General features: G+C 44.5%; 15 protein-coding genes. 9 read left to right on the plus strand and 6 right to left on the minus strand.

The genetic code is table 11. The features are described 5' to 3' along the window. The 4 genes from VEJY3_RS08270 to VEJY3_RS08285 all read left to right on the plus strand — a co-directional run bounded on the left by VEJY3_RS08270 (window position 1) and on the right by VEJY3_RS08285 (window position 4,582). The gene (locus tag VEJY3_RS08270; protein ID WP_014231996.1) at window positions 1–1,374 is read left to right on the plus strand and encodes a sodium:alanine symporter family protein; all 1,374 of its coding nucleotides are present in this window, start codon (window positions 1–3) and stop codon (window positions 1,372–1,374) included. Window positions 1,375–1,672: 298 nt separating this feature from the next. Continuing rightward, entirely contained in the window at window positions 1,673–2,686 is a 1,014-nt protein-coding gene (locus VEJY3_RS08275; RefSeq protein ID WP_014231997.1) for a DUF2817 domain-containing protein, read from the plus strand. Continuing rightward, the gene (locus VEJY3_RS08280) at window positions 2,674–3,435 is read left to right on the plus strand and encodes an alpha/beta fold hydrolase (protein WP_014231998.1); all 762 of its coding nucleotides are present in this window, start codon (window positions 2,674–2,676) and stop codon (window positions 3,433–3,435) included. The genes VEJY3_RS08275 and VEJY3_RS08280 overlap by 13 nt, the downstream gene beginning before the upstream one ends. Window positions 3,436–3,580: 145 nt before the next feature. Next, window positions 3,581–4,582 carry an LLM class flavin-dependent oxidoreductase gene (locus VEJY3_RS08285; RefSeq protein WP_014231999.1) on the plus strand — a complete coding sequence of 334 codons (1,002 nt, stop codon included), beginning with the start codon at window positions 3,581–3,583 and terminating at the stop codon, window positions 4,580–4,582. A gap of 54 nt (window positions 4,583–4,636) precedes the next feature. On the opposite strand, the gene VEJY3_RS08290 is transcribed toward VEJY3_RS08285, so the two are convergent. Beyond that, window positions 4,637–5,272 (minus strand): LysE family translocator, encoded by a 636-nt coding sequence (locus tag VEJY3_RS08290; protein WP_041170336.1) that lies wholly within the window; start codon window positions 5,270–5,272, stop codon window positions 4,637–4,639. A 209-nt stretch (window positions 5,273–5,481) separates the two neighbouring features. On the opposite strand from VEJY3_RS08290, the gene VEJY3_RS08295 reads away from it, so the two are divergent. Then, a complete protein-coding gene (locus VEJY3_RS08295; protein WP_014232001.1) occupies window positions 5,482–6,963 on the plus strand; it encodes a carboxypeptidase M32 in 1,482 nt (493 codons plus the stop codon). A 191-nt stretch (window positions 6,964–7,154) separates the two neighbouring features. Next, a complete protein-coding gene (locus tag VEJY3_RS08300) occupies window positions 7,155–8,117 on the plus strand; it encodes a ketopantoate reductase family protein (RefSeq protein WP_014232002.1) in 963 nt (320 codons plus the stop codon). Window positions 8,118–8,273: 156 nt separating this feature from the next. Here the strand turns inward: VEJY3_RS08300 and VEJY3_RS08305 are convergent, their stop codons facing one another. The 5 genes from VEJY3_RS08305 to VEJY3_RS08325 form a co-directional block, all read right to left on the minus strand. After that, complete coding sequence (locus tag VEJY3_RS08305; RefSeq protein ID WP_014232003.1) at window positions 8,274–10,325, minus strand: FUSC family protein; 2,052 nt, start codon at window positions 10,323–10,325, stop codon at window positions 8,274–8,276. A 2-nt stretch (window positions 10,326–10,327) separates the two neighbouring features. After that, window positions 10,328–11,194: an HlyD family secretion protein gene (locus VEJY3_RS08310; protein WP_014232004.1), complete on the minus strand. Its 867-nt coding sequence runs from the start codon at window positions 11,192–11,194 to the stop codon at window positions 10,328–10,330. A gap of 6 nt (window positions 11,195–11,200) precedes the next feature. Beyond that, complete coding sequence (locus VEJY3_RS08315; RefSeq protein ID WP_014232005.1) at window positions 11,201–11,401, minus strand: DUF1656 domain-containing protein; 201 nt, start codon at window positions 11,399–11,401, stop codon at window positions 11,201–11,203. A gap of 274 nt (window positions 11,402–11,675) precedes the next feature. Next, window positions 11,676–12,626 carry an LpxL/LpxP family Kdo(2)-lipid IV(A) lauroyl/palmitoleoyl acyltransferase gene (locus VEJY3_RS08320; protein ID WP_014232006.1) on the minus strand — a complete coding sequence of 317 codons (951 nt, stop codon included), beginning with the start codon at window positions 12,624–12,626 and terminating at the stop codon, window positions 11,676–11,678. 376 nt (window positions 12,627–13,002) lie between these two features. Further along, window positions 13,003–13,359 (minus strand): hypothetical protein, encoded by a 357-nt coding sequence (locus tag VEJY3_RS08325; protein WP_014232007.1) that lies wholly within the window; start codon window positions 13,357–13,359, stop codon window positions 13,003–13,005. A gap of 363 nt (window positions 13,360–13,722) precedes the next feature. Here VEJY3_RS08325 and metA point away from each other — a divergent pair, with 363 nt between their 5' ends. From metA to VEJY3_RS08340, 3 genes are all read left to right on the plus strand, one after another. Then, window positions 13,723–14,664, plus strand: a complete 942-nt coding sequence (metA, locus tag VEJY3_RS08330; RefSeq protein ID WP_014232008.1) for a homoserine O-succinyltransferase — start codon at window positions 13,723–13,725, stop codon at window positions 14,662–14,664. A gap of 149 nt (window positions 14,665–14,813) precedes the next feature. Then, window positions 14,814–15,536 carry a type IV pilus biogenesis/stability protein PilW gene (gene pilW / locus VEJY3_RS08335; RefSeq protein WP_014232009.1) on the plus strand — a complete coding sequence of 241 codons (723 nt, stop codon included), beginning with the start codon at window positions 14,814–14,816 and terminating at the stop codon, window positions 15,534–15,536. A gap of 166 nt (window positions 15,537–15,702) precedes the next feature. Then, complete coding sequence (locus VEJY3_RS08340; protein WP_014232010.1) at window positions 15,703–18,867, plus strand: response regulator; 3,165 nt, start codon at window positions 15,703–15,705, stop codon at window positions 18,865–18,867. Window position 18,868 lies beyond the last annotated feature (1 nt).

An 18,868-nucleotide genomic window follows, 5' to 3' on the forward strand; every position in this document is an offset into this window, starting at 1 on the left:
ATGAACGACCTACAATCTTTACTTCAAACCATCGATAACTTTGTCTGGGGTCCACCACTACTGCTTTTGCTTGTGGGTACTGGTGTTTACTTCACTTTTAGCCTCGGCTTAATCCAGTTTAAACATCTACCGACCGCGTTAGTGATGGTATTTAGTAAAGATAAGTCATCTGATAAACAGGGTGACGTTTCTAGCTTTGCAGCATTATGTACTGCACTTTCAGCCACTATCGGTACTGGTAATATCGTTGGTGTTGCTACTGCAATTAAACTTGGAGGCCCGGGTGCCTTGTTCTGGATGTGGCTTGCTGCCCTATTCGGAATGGCAACCAAATACGCTGAGTGTCTACTTGCAGTAAAATACCGCCAAGTTGATGATAAAGGCCAAATGATCGGTGGCCCGATGTACTACCTACAATATGGTGTAGGATCTAAAGCACTGGCGATCATGTTCGCTGTATTTGCTTTAGGTGTGGCTTGTTTTGGTATCGGTACTTTTCCTCAAGTGAACGCGATTTTGGATGCGACAGAAATTTCTTTCGGTGCTAACCGTGAGCTATCTGCTTTCATCCTGACTCTATTAGTCGCTTTTGTCACTTTAGGTGGTATCAAATCGATTGCTAAGGTCGCTGGTAAAGTTGTACCAACCATGGCTGTATTCTATGTATTGGCGTGTCTAAGCGTGATTATCATGAATGCAGACCAACTACTGAACGCTATTGAATTAGTGTTGGTATCAGCCTTCACTTCTACTGCAGCAACAGGTGGTTTCCTGGGCGCAAGCATCATGCTGGCTATCCAATCGGGTATCGCTCGAGGTGTATTCTCAAACGAATCTGGCTTGGGTAGTGCACCAATGGCGGCGGCAGCAGCGAAAACAGATTCTTGTGTCAAACAAGGTCTGATTTCCATGACAGGTACCTTCTTCGATACCATCATCATTTGTACTATGACCGGTCTTGCTCTTATCCTGACTGGCGCATGGCAAAGTGACTTCTCTGGCGCAGCAATGACGACCCACGCTTTTGCGGTTGGTTTAAATGCTGACACCTTTGGTCCAATGCTGGTATCAATTGGTCTGATGTTTTTCGCCTTTACAACCATTCTTGGTTGGAACTACTACGGTGAACGTTGTGTCGTGTTCTTGTTCGGCACTAAAGCGGTACTGCCATACAAACTGATTTTTGTTGGTTTAGTCGCTTCAGGCGCGTTCCTGCATCTGGACATGATTTGGATTCTGGCTGACATCGTAAATGGACTGATGGCCATTCCGAACTTGATCGGTTTGATTGCGCTCCGCCAAGTCGTTGTAGAAGAAACCAAAAGATACTTTGCGCACGTTACATCGGCTATGGGCGAGAAAGTGACGGCATAGTTCTTTGCCAATTTAGAAACGTTAGTAACATGATGCGAAGCCTACCAGCTTCGCATTTTTTATTCCTAGTTACTCAGACTGAAACAAATACTTCACCAAACCAACATTCAACCCGTTCTACACTTATGCCAGTCTGGACAAATAGATGATTTCTTTTTCGTATAGGAAATCGATTAGTGCAGCGGATCATTATACGAACAGCAAGTGCAATTAGGCAGTGTGCGACGTTGTCAACTGGCGATAATGATCAAATCTTTATTTTGAATGGTATCACTTCAAACCCTATCTGAGCATCGAGATGACTGGACACATTCCTCGTGAAATACAGCACATAGAGCAACTCGCGGAGCAATACCCTCAGCATATACGCCTACACCTTCTTGGCGACATCTATTATAAAGACAAATCGCTACCGATTTATGCGCTTGAATTAGGCGCAACCAACAACGATGCACCTTGTCTGATTTTTACCGGTGCTATTCATGGTGTTGAACGTATTGGTAGCCAGATAATTCTCGCCTTTCTGAAGAGTTTACTAAGAAGGTTGGAATGGGATGAGCAACTTAAAGAGTCACTCAATAATTTGCGAATCATCGCGGTGCCCGTGGTTAACCCCTGGGGGGTGGCACTTAAAAAGCGTGCAAATCACAATGGCGTGGACTTAATGCGTAATTCACCGATCAATAGTGACAACCCTGTTTACCAACTTTATGCCGGACAACGTTTTAGCTCATGCTTGCCTTGGTATCGAGGAAATCCAAACCAGATGGAACAAGAACTACAGGTGTTGTCACGCTACGTTCTAGATATTACAAAGCAGTCTCGCACCACCATTCTTTTGGATCTTCATAGCGGATTTGGTACTCGCGATCGACTGTGGTTTCCTTATGCCCATCATACAAATCCTCCGAGCAACCTAGCTCAGTATTATTTACTTTACCGGCTATTCCGCAAAAGCTATCCGCACTATGAACTCTATCAGTTTGAACCTCAGTGGCATCAATACACCACTCATGGTGATTTCTGGGACTGGATGCTGATCCAACATCAAGCGCAATCCGAGCATCATTTTTTGCCGCTGACCCTAGAGTTAGGATCATGGCTGTGGGTGAAGAAAAACCCAATTCAAATGCTGCGATTTAGTCAGCTTTTTCATCCAACCAAATCCCACCGTATTAAACGTGTTCAGCGCCGTCACAGCACTTTTTTAAGCTATTTAATTCAGGTGCTTAATAATGATTTGATACCAAACATGGATGCGAATGTAGAAAAGAAATATACAGATAAGGCAAAAAAGCTATGGTACCGATAGTTTTAGTGAGAGGGTTGTTAAGAGAGAGTGGTCATTGGCAAAGTATGCTCAATGCACTGACAAAAATCTCACCAGAGCTGATTCTCATCACGCCTAACGTACCTGGGAATGGAGAAAAATATCGTGAACTAAGCCCGCGGAACATTGAACAGATGCTCCCATCCATGCTCGAGCAACTCCCTGGCCAGTGTGAACGTTATCATCTGGTCGCCATTTCAATGGGGTCCATGCTGGCCAGCCACTGGGCACATACCCTACCCGATCAAGTTGCCAGCTTAACCCTGATCAATCCGAGTTTTTCTCGTTACAGTCCGTTTTGGCTCAGAATCAACATCAATGCGCTGCTCAGCATCGCAGTTTCTAGGTTAAAAGGAAGCGATGCTTTCCAACAATCGATTCTAAAATGGACAAGTCCAGTCAGTGTCAATCAGTCTGACGTTCTCGCGCACCATATCAAGCTCGCTCGACAACACCCCGTCAGTTTCAGCAATACTATTCGCCAGCTGTATGCGGCTGCGCAATTTAAAGGCCAAAGTTCGCCACCTGCTTGTCCGAGTCAAGTTATCGTCAGCACAGCAGATAAACTGGTTGATAGCCGATGTGGGGAAGCCATTGCTAAAGCCTGGCAAATCGAAATAGTACGTTTTGATTGTGATGCGCACGACTTACCATTAGCACAGCCAAAAGCACTTACCAATTACCTGCTCCATTGGCTAGAGAGTGTTGAACTGGTGAAACATGATTCCTAGTCGGATTGTATTGATTACCAAGCGGTTTTCTTCTAACCATATTCCTTAGTGATAACCTGATTGCGTTTCATTGACGAATTAGGGGTTTATTTCGTGCAACAGAGGCTCCACTTTATATGAACGAAGAAAGAAACTCTGAGGTCATATGCCATTCCCACGAATCTCCATCTTAGATCTAGCGCCCGTTGCAGAAGGCTCCAACTATACGGAAACCTATAAAAAGTCGGTATCCCTAGCCCAACATGCAGAAAAACTGGGCTACCACCGTTTTTGGCTGGCAGAGCATCACAACATGCCAGACATAGCCAGTGCAGCGACTTCAGTGCTGATGAGTCATATTGGCGCTCAAACTCAAAGCATTCGTCTTGGTTCTGGTGGCGTCATGCTTCCAAATCACGCGCCTTTAGTCATTGCAGAGCAGTTTGGCACATTAGAAGCTCTGTATCCGGGGCGTATTGACCTCGGACTAGGACGAGCGCCAGGCACCGACTACCCAACCATGCATGCACTGCGTCGAGATCCAGAAAGAATGGACCCGGACTTCGCTGAATTGCTCGAAGAGTTACAGTTCTTTATGGGGCCAGTCTCCAAAGGCCAACCTGTAAAAGCCTGCCCTGGCGCAAATTCATCGGTTCCAATTTGGTTACTGGGCTCAAGTACGTATAGCGCGCACCTTGCCGCCGTTAAAGGACTTCCCTTTGCCTTTGCTGCACACTTCGCACCAGATGCAATGCTACGCGCGTTGGACATTTATCGAACGAATTTCCAACCGTCAGAACAACTTGATAAACCTTACGTGATGATTGGCGTAAATGTGATCGTTGCCGAGACCACTGAAGAGGCCAATTATTTAGCGACGACGGAATATCAGAAATTCTTGCAGTTGATTCGCGGTGGCCAAGGTAAAATTCCTGCCCCTGTTACCGACATGGATCAGCTCTGGCAACCACATGAAAAGCATCAGGTCACTCATCAGCTCAGAGAGTCGATTCACGGTGACAAAGCCCTTGTATTGGAGAAACTCAACTCGCTGTTAGAACGTACTCAAGCGGACGAAATCATTGCCCACTCGATCATCTTTGATCACGAGAAAAAACTGCGTTCTTATGAGCTGCTCGCTGAGCTAAAAAGTGAACAAATGCAGTAACCAGAATAAAAAAGAGCGACTAACCAGTCGCTCTTTCACTTATCTGTATAAAGACTACTTGTCTTCTAACATCAACTTAATGCCAAGCCCCACCAGCACTACACCAGTCGTGCCTTCCATCCAGTTCATGAAACGTGCACTTTTAAGTAAGTTTTTCGCCGACGTTAACGCCCCAGCCAAACCACATTGCCAAACCATGGCGATAACAAAATGGATTGCCGCCATAAAGGTCGACTGTAAAAATGCCGAGCCTTCTGGGTTGATGAACTGTGGTAAGAATGCGAGATAGAAAACCGCAGTTTTCGGGTTTAAAACATTAGACAAAAATCCCTCTCTCAATGAACGAGAGAAGCTGAATTCGTGACGGGTAATTCCCCTAGAAGCATCTTGCGGTGCTGCCGTGTTGTTCCATAACCCTTTCAGCGTCGTAAAGCCTAAGTAGATAAGATAAGCCGCACCGACCATTTTAACGATATGGAACAATTCTGCAGACTGGGCAAGAATCGCAGAAATACCGATCGCGGAAAATGTCGCGTGAACAAATAACCCAAGGCAAATACCAAGGCTAGTGATCGCTCCATCAGTAAATCCACCCCGCGACGAATTACGAATGACTAACGCGGTATCCAATCCCGGAGTGAGCGTCAGTATGGTTATAGCGATTAAAAACGCTTCAAAATTTTGTATCAAGCTTACATCCACCAAGCAAAGAGAGAAACTTCTCCTTTATTGTCATATTTACGCTGTCATTTCAATGAATTTTGATTGCTTACCCGTAAAATCCTTTCGCAAATGTTGATAAAACAAATTGGAATAAATCCAACTTTCTGCGTGAATCACTTGGTAAGCCTTTGTAGGGTTGGTAAACTTTTGTTTTCTATAGTCATGGAAGGCGGCACATGAGCGCATTCGAAAAACTCAAAAAACACTCATTAAAACTCTCAAACTTTCAACACCTCGCGGCGATCTGCGGCTGGGACCAAGCGGCGGTTATGCCAAACGGTGGCAGTCAGGCTCGCTCAGAAGCCATGGCAGAGTTGTATGTTCATATGCATAACTTACAAACGCAACCTCAACTCACAGACTGGTTTGCGCAGGCAGAGCAAGAGACGCTAAATGCTCAAGATAGCGCGACGCTTCGCGAGCTAAAACGTAACTGGCAGCAAGCGAATGTTCTGCCAGAAGACCTGGTGCAAGCAAAATCGCTAGCCGGTTCTAAGTGTGAACATGCCTGGCGTACTCAACGTGGTGAAAATGATTGGCAAGGTTTTGAAAAGAACTGGGCAGAAGTCGTCAAACTGTCTCAGGAAGAAGCCCAAATCCGTGCTGAAGTTACTGGTCTTTCCGCTTATGATGCAATGCTTGATATTTATGAACCGGGTACAACCACTGCATCATTAGACGCTTTATTCAGCGACGTAAAAACTTGGCTTCCAGAAATGATTAACCAAGCGATTGAAAAGCAATCTGCTGAGAATTTCATTGAGCCTAAAGGTACCTTTTCGAGCGATACACAAAAAGCCCTGGGCTTGGATGTGATGAAGCTTCTGCAATTCGATTTCGAACATGGCCGACTCGACGAAAGTGTCCACCCATTTTGTGGTGGCGTTCCCACTGATGTTCGCATCACCACGCGCTATGATGAAAGCGAGTTTGTGCAATCTCTGATGGGTATTGTTCACGAGACAGGTCATGCTCGCTATGAACAAGGCTTGCCGAAATCTCTGGCTGGGTTACCGTCTGGTCAGGCTCGTTCTATGGGAATTCACGAATCTCAATCTTTGTTCTTTGAGATGCAGATTGGTCGTAGTAATGCGTTTATTGAGCACTTAGCACGTCTTGCTGGCGCTCACTTCACCGATCACGATCCTAAGTTATTCTCTCAAGACAATTTCCAAAAGCTGTACACGCGAGTGAAGAAAGACTTCATCCGTGTCGATGCCGATGAGATGACCTACCCTGCTCACGTTATCTTGCGTTACGAGATCGAACGTGACTTGATGAATGGTGTAATCAAGCATACCGACGTCCCTGAGTTGTGGGATCAAAAGATGCAGGCCTACTTGGGCTTATCAACCAAAGACAACTACAAAAACGGCTGCATGCAGGATATCCACTGGACCGATGGCGCATTCGGGTACTTCCCAAGTTACACATTAGGTGCGATGTATGCGGCTCAGTTCATGGCGGCGATGAAGAAAACGGTGGACGTTGACGGTGCTATCCAAAGTGGTGATTTAAGCCCTATCTTCACTTGGCTGTCAGATAATATCTGGAGCAAAGGCAGTCTCTTCACAACTGAAGAGTTAGTGCAGCAAGCGACGGGTGAAACTCTGAATCCAACCCACTTCAAACATCACTTGGTCAATCGATATTTATAAGAGCCAGTAGTTAGGTGTCCTACTGGGCACCTAACTCAGAAATTACATTAGGCTTGAGTCAAATACTGACTCTCCACCCCAATAAAATGGCGTACGCCGGAGCTTTCTGGCGGTCGATGCTCTGGATGAAAATCGATTCAGAAAAAATACTGAAATTACAAATACAACAGCGTTAGCAAAAAGGAAATACCATGAAATTTGCGATGTTAGGTGCAGGAGGCATCGGTTGTTATTTTGCAGCCCGACTCATTGATGCTGGCCATGAATGTGTATTAGTTGCAAGGGGTGAGCACTTAGAAGCATTACAAACTAATGGACTGCATCTGGAGCACCCTGACTTTCAGTATCATTCTTCGGTTGAAAGCACTGACGTGGCCGGTTTATGTCAAGGCTACGCTTGTAACCATTTTGATTTGTTAATCCTTGGCGCAAAAAGTGGCGCAACAAGTTCAATGCTTGATGAAATGAAGCCTTGGTTAGCACAAGGAAACACGCCTGTGTTGTCCATTCAAAACGGAGTAACCAATGAGGAACACATTGAGCTGCAAGTGGGACGAGAACGAACAATTGGTGGGTTAGGAAATTATATCAGTGGCCATATTGAAAGTCCGGGACATGTAAAAGTACAAGGAGCGGGACAAATCGAGTTTGGCGCGTGGCCGAATACAGAAAGTAATCCAACAATGGCTGAACTTTGTCATACACTAGAAGCTGTTTTTAAGGGTGCTGGCATACAGACTCGTCTTTATGAAGATGTCCGTTATGCGCTATGGCGAAAACTCGTTTTGAATAATGGTGTCAATCCTCTGACCGCATTGACGGCTCAAAAAACAGGCTTTGTAACCACAGACCCTATTTTCAGTCGTACCGTTCGCAACATGATGGAAGAAACGGCTCGCGCTGCAAATGTGGCTGGCGTAAAAATATCCGCTGCTGATGTAGAAGAAATGTTTGATTTAATCAGCAATTTTGGCGACATCAAAACTTCCATGCAAGTTGATATGGAACGTGGTCGTAGTTTGGAAGTAAACGAAATCTGCGGGCCGGTGATCGAGTATTGTCGAAAAATCAGCCAACCTGCAGAAACGACGGAACTGATTTACAGGTTATTGGTAAACGCCGACGAATTAAGCATAAAGCCCGTACAGTTCTGACGTTAACCTTTCGGACTAGTTAACGGCAACAAAGCCTGCAACATCATCTGCGCCGATATCGCGTTCACATAATCAGTCCTGTAGTAATTTGAGAGTAAAAGTCCTCCTGAGTAACAAAGGACATCCAATGATGTCCTTTGCCTTACACATCTCTATTTAGGCTTTTTCTGCCGCGATGGCTTGTGCGCTACGTTCTAGAGTCAGTTGAATGCGTTCACACATACCAGTCAGTATGTCTTTCTGTTCCTGCAAAAAACCAAATTCATCCAGTCTCGACAACAGTGATTCATTGGCAAGCTGAAACCTCGGGTCTTCTTTACCATGAAAAGCGCTAAGGTACGCATTCGCCAGCGCCTCCTGCCAGAATCTCAAAGATGAATCCAATTGATTATCTGCGACTCTTCGAATAATACGATGCAATCGCATGGAAACATGACCAAAATTTAATCCGGTTAACGCCAGGTCTGTAATGTTTCTCTCTGAACTGAGTGCTTTATCATAAGTCGAAATTCTTAATAACCGATCCCCCATTCGCGCATTGAACCACTGCTCTGGCGCGGCGTGCTTATCCATATCAATAAGATCACGTTGAGTCGCTTTCATCAGACGAGACTGCATGAGTGGCAAGCTTGGGCCTGTGACTAATTTGAAAATCCAGTAAAGCACCGTTACACCAACAAAAATGGCCATTCCATTACTAATCGTCGTGTTAATGGTTAGTGCCCGGGTCATATCTGTACTCGGCATAACGAAAGTAGTAAACGGGATACAGATACCAAGACCGTACGGTAAGGTTGCTCGGTTCGCTAACGCCAGCAAGCCTAAGAAATATGGACCAGCCAGTATGAGCACTAGCAGCTCAAAATCTTTACTGCTTGCCGCGACTAACGGTAGTGCATAAAAAACGGCCAATGGTAAGGCGATAACAATACCTACCAGTAACCGCTTCAACACTGTGGTAAGAATAGCCATTGGTAAGCGAGCCATCATAATAGAAAATACCACAGGCAGTATCATAATCATCATGACCGAGGATGAGCCCGTCCCCACCCAGAGCCCGGCACCAACCAGAAATAGCAACACACTGCGAAGCCCAGTAGAAATTCCGACCAGCGGATCACGATGGCTTTGGAAACTCGGTGCATTCAAATTGGTCGTCTCTTTGCTGGATAACTTGGCATAACCTTTCAACAAAACAATCAACTCAGCACTCAACTCAAGAGCAATCTTAAGTAACCGTTTTTGCAGCGGAGTTTTCTCACTAACCTGATTGGCATATTCCATCTGCTTACGGCGCAGTGACTGGACAATAGTGTAGCACTCATCATAATCTCTTGAGGCTGCCATTTGCGTAAAGCTCGTGCGCATCGAGTCCAGTACTGGCTCAAGAACCTCGCCGACAAGCTCCGGATGGCGACGTTGTAAACGCCCGAATATCTGCACCAGAGCCAATAGCGACAACACGCTATTACCAATCGCATTGGCAGCTCTGCTTTGGCCTAAACCTTCCGGCCCTTCAAAGCTCACTGCACTGGAGTCATCACTCAGAGCCGTCACCGATTCGAGTATGCTATCAATTGTGTGGTGACGCTCCTGGTGAGTACCATTTTTATCCAGCTCAATGACTAAATAGCCTAACGTCTGGTTAATCACGTTCCTCGCGTTGACTACCAGACCATCTTTCACTTTCACTGGCCAAATCAGTTTACTGACCAGAGTTGCACAGATAACACCAATGACTATCTCACTAATTCGGGCCTGAGCAATGTCGAAAACGCGCTGGCTGCTCGCAATCTCTGGCTGAATCATAACAAGCAAACAGACTAAACACGCTGTCATGCCAGCCATCGCAAAGGCGTAGACTAAATTCTGGCGGCGCACCATTGCTGATAGCCCAGAGTTGATGCCCAACCAGAGCGCCAATAAGCCGAGTGCTATTTCAGGGTAAGGTGCGAACCATTGAAGAATCGTGATACCGACAAACCCGCCAACCAGTGTGCCGATAATCTGGTACATGCCCTTTTCAACAACCAAACCACCCTCAGGACGAATTTGTAGAAATACCGCACCAATTAACGCCCAATACGGTCGATCTAGATTCAGGAACATGGCGATGTACAGAGACAGAGCCATCGCAATCACGCCCTTGATAGCAAACTTTATCGCCTGTTTGTCAGGGAAAATTAGACTATTAAACAGTGCTTGCATGGTTACTGCATGTTCTCATCTAAATGAATAGAAACGGTCATCCCGGCACTAAGATTTAGATCATCAGGGTAATCATCCAATTGGATATCCACCGGGATTCGTTGCGCTAAACGGACCCAGTTAAAGGTCTGCTGAACCTGTGGTAACAATTGGCTGTTAGCGGTCGTGTTACTGTCAGCAATCGCGTCACCAATACTCGTAACCGTTCCGGTTAATGCTTTACCGCCACTCATTAGGGTGATCTTTGCCTTTTGGCCAAGTTTGATAAGTGGGATTTTTGTTTCTTCAAAATACCCCGTCACATAAAAAGAGTTCGCTTTGACTAATGAAAGTACGGATTTACCCTGGCTGACATAATTACCAACGCGAAGAGTCAAATTGATGATGCTGCCATCCGCTGGCGCTTTGATAACGGTACGATCTAAGTTGATTTGGGCACTGGCAAGTTGGGCCTGCGCCAGTTTGTAATTGGACTTGGCGAGTTCCGTAGTGATACGGGCGCTCTCCGCCGTTTCTTCACTAATCAATTGCTTATTGGTTAATGTCTCACGACGTGAGTACTGATGTTTTGCCAATTCCCATGCATATTTTTTATTTTCAACCTGCGCTTCCAGTTCGGCTATCGCCGCTTTATAGCGAGCATCGTCAACGGTGAAAATAACATCGCCTTTTTTGACATCCTGATTGTCGCTGACCTCAACATCATTAACCCAACCAGAAACATCCGGAGCAATCGTTATCACGTGAGCCCTTATTCGTCCATCACGGGTCCAAGGCGAATACAGATAATGTTGCCAAATCCAATGGCCAAGAATAACGGCAATAACCAAAGTCGTAAGCGTGAGGGAGATGCGAACGAATTTTCCCATAGATGATTAGCTCCCAAATAGATAAATGACCAACGCGAGATAACAGACATACAAGCTGACTTCAAACCAAGGTGCCTTCCACAGTTTTGCGTATAAGCCTGATTTATGCAGCACAAAACGCGTACTCCATGACAGTAAAAAAGCAAGAGGCATAAAAACCACCAACGGACTAAACAGAAGCCCGGCAAAAGCTAACTCGTCAAACATAGGGCATAGTTCTCGATTCTTGGTGTTGGCTTGATAAAAACGGATTGTTAGAAAAGCTTAGTACATTCACTATACAACCCAATGAATGTGAAAAAAATAGCAGATTAAACAGGTTAGAAATGACAGGCCTCTGTGATCTAGCCTATCGAGAAAAAAGAGGCTCAATCCCCGTATCGTTTCACTTATCCAAATAAAAAGCCCCCAACAATCGTGAACTATTGGGGGCTTCAAAATGTTAAACCACTACTTAGCATTAACAGCTAAAAACGATTCACTAACTCATCGCAGGGATTAACTGAGGATTGTACAAACAATCTTCACCTTGCGGTCTGGTTTTAAATCGACGGTGTAACCACATGTATTGACTAGGGCTGGCCATAATCGACTCTTCAACAATTTTATTGATAAAAATCGCCGCATTTCGGGGATCACCTTTGGGAAATCCGTCAACTGGCTCCCTGATCGTTAATGTGTAATGGCCATCATCCCCTCTTACCATGGTAAACGGCACAATGGCACAATCTGTTGCATCGACAAGTAAACTGGTGCCTGTTGTGGTACAGGCGTTTTTGACAGCAAACAAAGGCGCAAAGGTCGATCTTCTGGTTCCATAATCATGGTCAGGCGCATACCAAACACGCTTGCCGGAATTCAAAGCGTCCAGCATTCCTCTAACATTTTTACGATCGATCAAAGTACGATTAGAACGCGAGCGACCCTTGTACTGAAAATAGTCAAAACAAGGGTTGTTATTCGGTCGATAAACACCCATTCCAGATTTTTGAATACCAAATGCACGTGCACCGAGCTCTAAGTTCATGGAATGAACGGCAAGCATCAGCACCCCTTTACCGTCCTTTTCTAACGCTTCTAGGTGTTCCATCCCTTTTATCGTTACGTGTTTATTAACCCTGCGATCCGACCAGAACCAAGCCATCGCTGTCTCAAACAGTGCAATGCCAGAATTATCGATGTTGGCCTTCAGTATCGCCTCTCGTTTGCTCTCGTCCATCTTCGGGAAGCAGAGCTCTAAATTGCGACGAATGGTGACCTGACGCTTTTTCATTAATCGCATGGCCAAACGGCCAATGTTACGTCCCAGGAATAACTGAAATTTGAAAGGAAGAAGGCTAAGTAAATACATCACCCCGATGATGAGTAGAGTTCCCCAGTACCGAGGCATTAGGAACCGAGCCTCGAAAACAGGCTCTTTTTGTTTGTTCATGAAAGAATCGCCAGATGTGCCCATCTATAAGTAATTAAAGTTAATGATAATTGCATAAACGTTTATCATTGTTTGCACTTCAAAAAAAGTTAAAGCGCGGATATTTTATGGATCTTCGACACACTACACAGGGAACCCAAACTGACTTCGAATTAAATTGTAAAGGCGACAAAAGATTTGAGCACGTTAACATTGGTTAGAGTAAATTACCTACATACTTTCATGAACTTTTGAATAAATAGAATTTTCCTACCCGAAAATGCAGCGCATACGCTTTCGAAAGGACGATAAAGAAAGGTGTTAGAAAAATGTGTTGGAAAAACAAGCTAGAAAACTGTGCCACGCTATTGAAAACAGTCGCGACACAGTGAAAGCATTAATGTAGCGTATTAGCCGCTTTGTGATGCTCCTGAGAGATAACAAAATAGATATGCATATCAATAGGCTCGGGAGTATTGAGTAGCATCTTTCCAACCTCACGCTGAAAGTGTCTGTAGTCTCCAAGCTCATCGATTAAACCCAGCTGTCGATAACTCGATTCACTACTGAACATGCCATAAGCATATTGGTGATGGTGGATATCTTTCTGCTTATCGTAACCAAGTTGCAGCAAGGCAATATCAATTTCATCGGGAGCATAAGTGCTTTTATCGCCAAACATGCTGAGCAGTAAACTGGGAACTTCTTGAGCGATGCTCTGGATTTTCGTTTTTCGCTTAAAAATACCGAACATAGTGTCCTCCAATGACGATTCATCTCAAACTGCAAACCACAGTATTATTTTGAGATGGATAAGTTTTACATGACTCGAATTTTGCTTACTCAGTCAACAAAGCCATATTAGCGTGATCACATAATGACCTTCAAATACAGTTCACTGTGTTTCAATGATGTCTCATCAAAACTTCTGATTTAGTCACAATTAGCCAGCCATGAAGGTATACCAGACACGAAAAGCGCAGATGTATTTATTGTTCAGATCAATGCGCAGGCATTAAACTTGTTTTAAGTCACATTTCGTATCGACATCTATAACGATTTGAGTTAGCTTTAGATGTATAGACGTCTAGATGACTAGAATTAGGGAGAGAAAGTCGTGCCAATTAGAATTCCAGATCAATTACCAGCAACTGACATACTAAGGACAGAGAACATCTTCGTGATGAGTGAGACTCGAGCGGCTAGTCAGGAAATACGTCCGTTGCGAGTACTGATTCTGAATTTGATGCCTAAAAAAATTGAGACTGAAACGCAGTTTTTGCGTTTGCTTTCAAACAGTCCTTTGCAAGTCAATGTCGAATTATTGCGGATTGATGATCGCCCGAGTAAAAATACGCCTACCGAACATCTGGACAATTTTTATCGTCAATTTGAGATGGTTAAAAATAAAAACTTTGATGGCTTAATTATCACAGGCGCGCCACTTGGCCTAGTACAGTTTGAAGATGTACTTTATTGGGACCATTTAAAAACAATCATGGAGTGGGCTAAAGATCATGTCACCTCTACCCTTTACGTATGTTGGGCAGCTCAAGCCGGGTTAAAGTTACTGTATGACCTGCCGAAAAAGACGCGTAAAGAGAAGCTTTCAGGTGTTTACCACCATCAAATTCATAACCAGTATCATCCAATATTACGCGGCTTTGATGATACGTTTTTGGCTCCGCATTCTCGCTATGCAGACTTTTCACCTCACTTCCTTGAGGAACATACGGATCTGGATATCTTAGCGACTTCTGATGTAGCTGGCGTTTACCTAGCGACAACCAAAGACAAACGAAACGTATTTGTGACGGGCCACCCTGAATATGACTCTCATACTCTCCACAATGAGTACATTCGTGATTTGGGCGAAGGAATGGAGCCGGCAATTCCGGTGAATTACTACCCGAACAATAATCCAGACAATGTTCCGAGTGCAAGCTGGAGAAGCCATGGTCACTTGCTGTTCGCCAACTGGCTAAATTACTGTGTTTACCAACAAACACCGTACGATCTTGACCATTTCAGTGAGTCTGCTTTCACTAAAGATGACTAATCCAATACGTTAACTTTGTGAACCGAGCCGCCATATGGCGGCTTTTTCATATCAGTTTGCAAACCCGCTCGCATAGTAATTTTTCGTCAATAGGTTTTTATCTCGCAATTCTTATCATGCTGTGAGATTTAGGGATACAGGGACGAGAAATGAAAACGATTAAGCTGGGCACACTTTTGCTGATGACTCAATTTTCACTGCTGGGATGCGTTACCGTAAAAGAAGACGGCTCTCCGATCGTTAAGCCCGACCCTATCGCTATGGCAGAGTCCCGTATCGCTCTCGGCTTGGGTTATCTGGAAGGTGGCAGCACTATCCGTGCTCATGACAATTTGCGACAAGCGCTTACTCACTCACCTAACTACTACCGTGCACAACTTTCTATGGCGCACTATTACGAGTCTGTCGGCGAAGAGTCAAAAGCCGAGGAAATGTATAAACGTTCACTCAACCAACATGCCAAAAACGGTAACGTGCTCAACAACTACGGCACGTTTTTGTGTAAACGTGGAGAATATAAAAAAGCAGATCTGATGTTTACACGAGCCATTGAGCAACCCTACTACTATTTGATCCCCGCGAGCTATGAAAACGCCGCGTTCTGCTCTCTTAAATCCAAAGACAACGATAAAGCAAGATATTACTTTACTCGCGCTATTGAGCACGATCCTCACAGACCAAAATCAATACTGCAACTCGCGAAGCTGGAAATTGAGTCGGGTGACTTTACCGATGCCAGAATTCGCTTAATGCGATTCAATCAAATGTATGGGGTAAAAAAGCCCTCATTACAACTTATGGTTGAGCTAGAACGTGTTGCTGGAAACGAGGCTCTGGAAAAAAGGTACAGAACACAACTCGACCAAATGTAACAAATCAGATGAATCAGTCTGAAAGTCCCTGTTTTTAATAGGGAGTCTATTTGAAGTCTTGTCACACTTCTATTCTCTATTTAGTCAGAGTTCTGTTTACCAGCCTAACTATTTAGTTAGATAAACTACACTTTTCATATCAACTTTTTGAATATGGAAGTGTACTGTGAGCGGAATTTTTTCCTGGGATAACTTGTCTGTAAAGCAAAAACTATTTGGCTTAGTTCTTTTGCCAATTATGCTATTGCTTATACTGGCAGGCCAGCACTTACACCGCCTTTCAACCCAAGCCCAAGAATTACACAGAGCGCAACGATTTACTGACTATATCGATATCGTCTCATACCTTTATGACTTACCTAATAATCCGGAAGTTAGCGATAAATCCGAGGAAGCGCAGCGACTCACTCTTGAGCTTAAAAAATGGACGCCTGCGATTTTCGGATCAAATTCCGAGATTTCTAGTCTGTTAACGAGCTTTGAAGAAGCAAATGCCTCATTACTGTCTGCCAAAGAAAATGATGATCGACTGGACGCTATAGAATGGCGAACGGATCTTTATGAACAGATCCTTCTGAGCCTAGATCAAATCTACTTTGATAATATCAGCCATGAAACCAGTAACGATCTGTCTTCGATTCTCCAGCTGGAATGGCTTATGTTTTGGTCGACCAAAGAGCATCAACTCAGTCATTTTCTCATCCAGTCAGTTGAAAAAGATCAGCACTACGACTCGGATATTCGTGACGAAATTAAGTCACTGGTTCAGAACCAGCAGCTATTGATTGAGCGCTTCGTGACACTGAACGCCAACCAAAAGCAGGTCAACTTGCTCATTGATACTTTTACCGACGATGTGTTTCGAATAAGCCAAGAGTTTCGAACCAGTTTACTTCAAGAACAAGAACTCCAGATGCTCAGCCCTCAACAAATTTCTGACGGGTTGGAAGCGCTAAACAAACGTCTCTCTCTCATCCACGATATCGACAACAAAATTGAGCAGCAGTTGCAAGCGAGTATCAGTCAGTCGATTACCAGAACAACTCAGCATCGTTTAGTCTTTATCGCTGCCATCTCGCTCGTTACTATCTTAGTGATTAGCCTGACGATCCGACTTATTCGTAAAGTGACCGGAAATTTAAATGTCGTCCTCGAATTCCTTGCTCGCGAGAGTTATAACTCAGACTCACCGCTATCCGAATTGATAAAAGGCAAAGATGAGCTCAGCAGGTTTGCCCGTGAAGTCGATAAGCTCAGCTTTGAGCGCGAGCAAACCAAACTGAAATTAACTCAAGCGAAAGAAGACGCAGAAAAAGCAAAAGATGAGGCGATCGAAGCGAGTAAAGCTAAAAGCAGTTTTCTGGCTAACATGTCACACGAAATACGAACGCCGTTAAATGGTGTCATAGGCATCTCCGAAGTCTTGTCAGATACGCCTCTGACCGCGGTACAACGCGACTACGTCGATACGATAGAAACCTCATCTCAACTGTTGCTGGGCCTTATCAATGACGTACTGGATTTTTCTAAAATTGAGTCTGGTATGCTTTTAATTAGTCCACATTCAACGTGTATTCGCGAGTCAATTTACGACATCGCCTCCATCATATGCCCTAAAGCGAAAGAGAAAGGCATTGATGTAAAAGTCAATATCAGCCGAAATACGCCATACCATGTCATGGTTGACGATCACCGTTTGCGCCAGGTCATCATGAACTTTATGTCCAACGCAGTAAAGTTTACGGAACAAGGTTTTGTACGGCTTTCGGTTACCACTAAGACGCTCACCGACTCTTGCGCCACCATTGAATTTGCCGTTGAAGACTCTGGCATTGGGATTGATGAGCAACAGCAACAAATTATTTTTGCTCCCTTCGCTCAAGAAGATAACTCCACAACACGACAATTTGGAGGCACAGGCCTGGGACTCGCCATCAGTACTCAACTTGTCGATTTAATGGGAGGGACGATACAACTGGAATCAGCGAAGGGACGCGGAAGCCGCTTTTTCTTTGAAGTGACCGCCTCGGTGGCTCAGCAACATTTTACTCCTCACCATACGTTAAACCAAAGTCAGGTTTGGCTTGTGTGTGATGACGCCGAATTGGAAATGAAACTCCGTGATGAGTTGAGCGTCTATCAGATCGACATTCATCAGTCGGTCAATAAACTCAGCGCCTTACCAACCTGGATTAACGACAATGAAAATATCATCATTGTATATGCTGAGGGTGCACCCAATGTGGCGATCACAACATCCGATTATATGCGCAGGCTTGAAAACCAAAACATTCGCATCTGTTTAATTAAACATTTGCATAGTGACCAATTTGATTTTGGCAAAGTGGTCAGCGTCATTATCACTCAACCACTACTCGGCCAACGCCTTCTCGCAGCACTTGAAAGATGTGAAGCAAGTTTCTCAGAACCTAACTCACTTCATTCTGCTCCCCTTCACGTCCCCACACTGCCGAACGTCTTGATTGTGGACGACAACACCGTTAATCAAAAGATAGCAGGCCTGCACCTGACTAAAGCGGGGTTTAACTTTGATATTGCCGAGAATGGTGTGGAAGCCGTCGATATGTTCAGAAAGCACCAATACAGCTTGATACTGATGGATTGTATGATGCCAGTAATGGATGGTTTTGAAGCCACCGAACACATTCGTCAAATTGAAGCCAGTGAACAACGACCTTTTCGTATCCCGATCATCGCGCTCACCGCGAGCGTGGTCGATGATGATATTCAAAAATGCTTAGCTGTTGGAATGGACGACTACATTCCAAAACCCTTTAAAGCCGACATGTTAAAGGAGAAGTTGGATAAAGCATTTGGTCTTCGCTTTAAGAAACCTTTGAGCGCCGAGCATATACCAGAAGTAAAAGACGTAACCGAAACCTCACCTTTGCCTGCTCAACGTGTGGGTGAGCCAACGATTAATGCTTTGTCACTGAAAACAGAACGAGTTTTGCTGGTAGAAGACAACCGAGTCAATCAAAAAGTGGCGTCGTTACTGTTGAATAAGGCAGGCTATCAATATGAAATTGCAGAAAATGGCCAGATAGCGGTGGAAAAATTCCAACAAGATTCCAATTTCTCCGTCATATTGATGGACTGCATGATGCCAGTGATGGACGGTTTCGAAGCAACAAGGCAAATTCGTGCTTTTGAAAAGGAAAACGGGCTTAAAAAAACGCCCATCATCGCGTTAACCGCCAGTGTCGTAGATGATGATATCCAGCGTTGCTTTGACTCAGGGATGGATGCCTATGTGCCAAAACCAGTGAGAAAAGAAAAGCTACTGCATCAAATCGAAACGATGATTTAGG

Source organism: Vibrio sp. EJY3 (assembly GCF_000241385.1).
Classification (GTDB): Bacteria; Pseudomonadota; Gammaproteobacteria; order Enterobacterales; family Vibrionaceae; genus Vibrio; species Vibrio natriegens.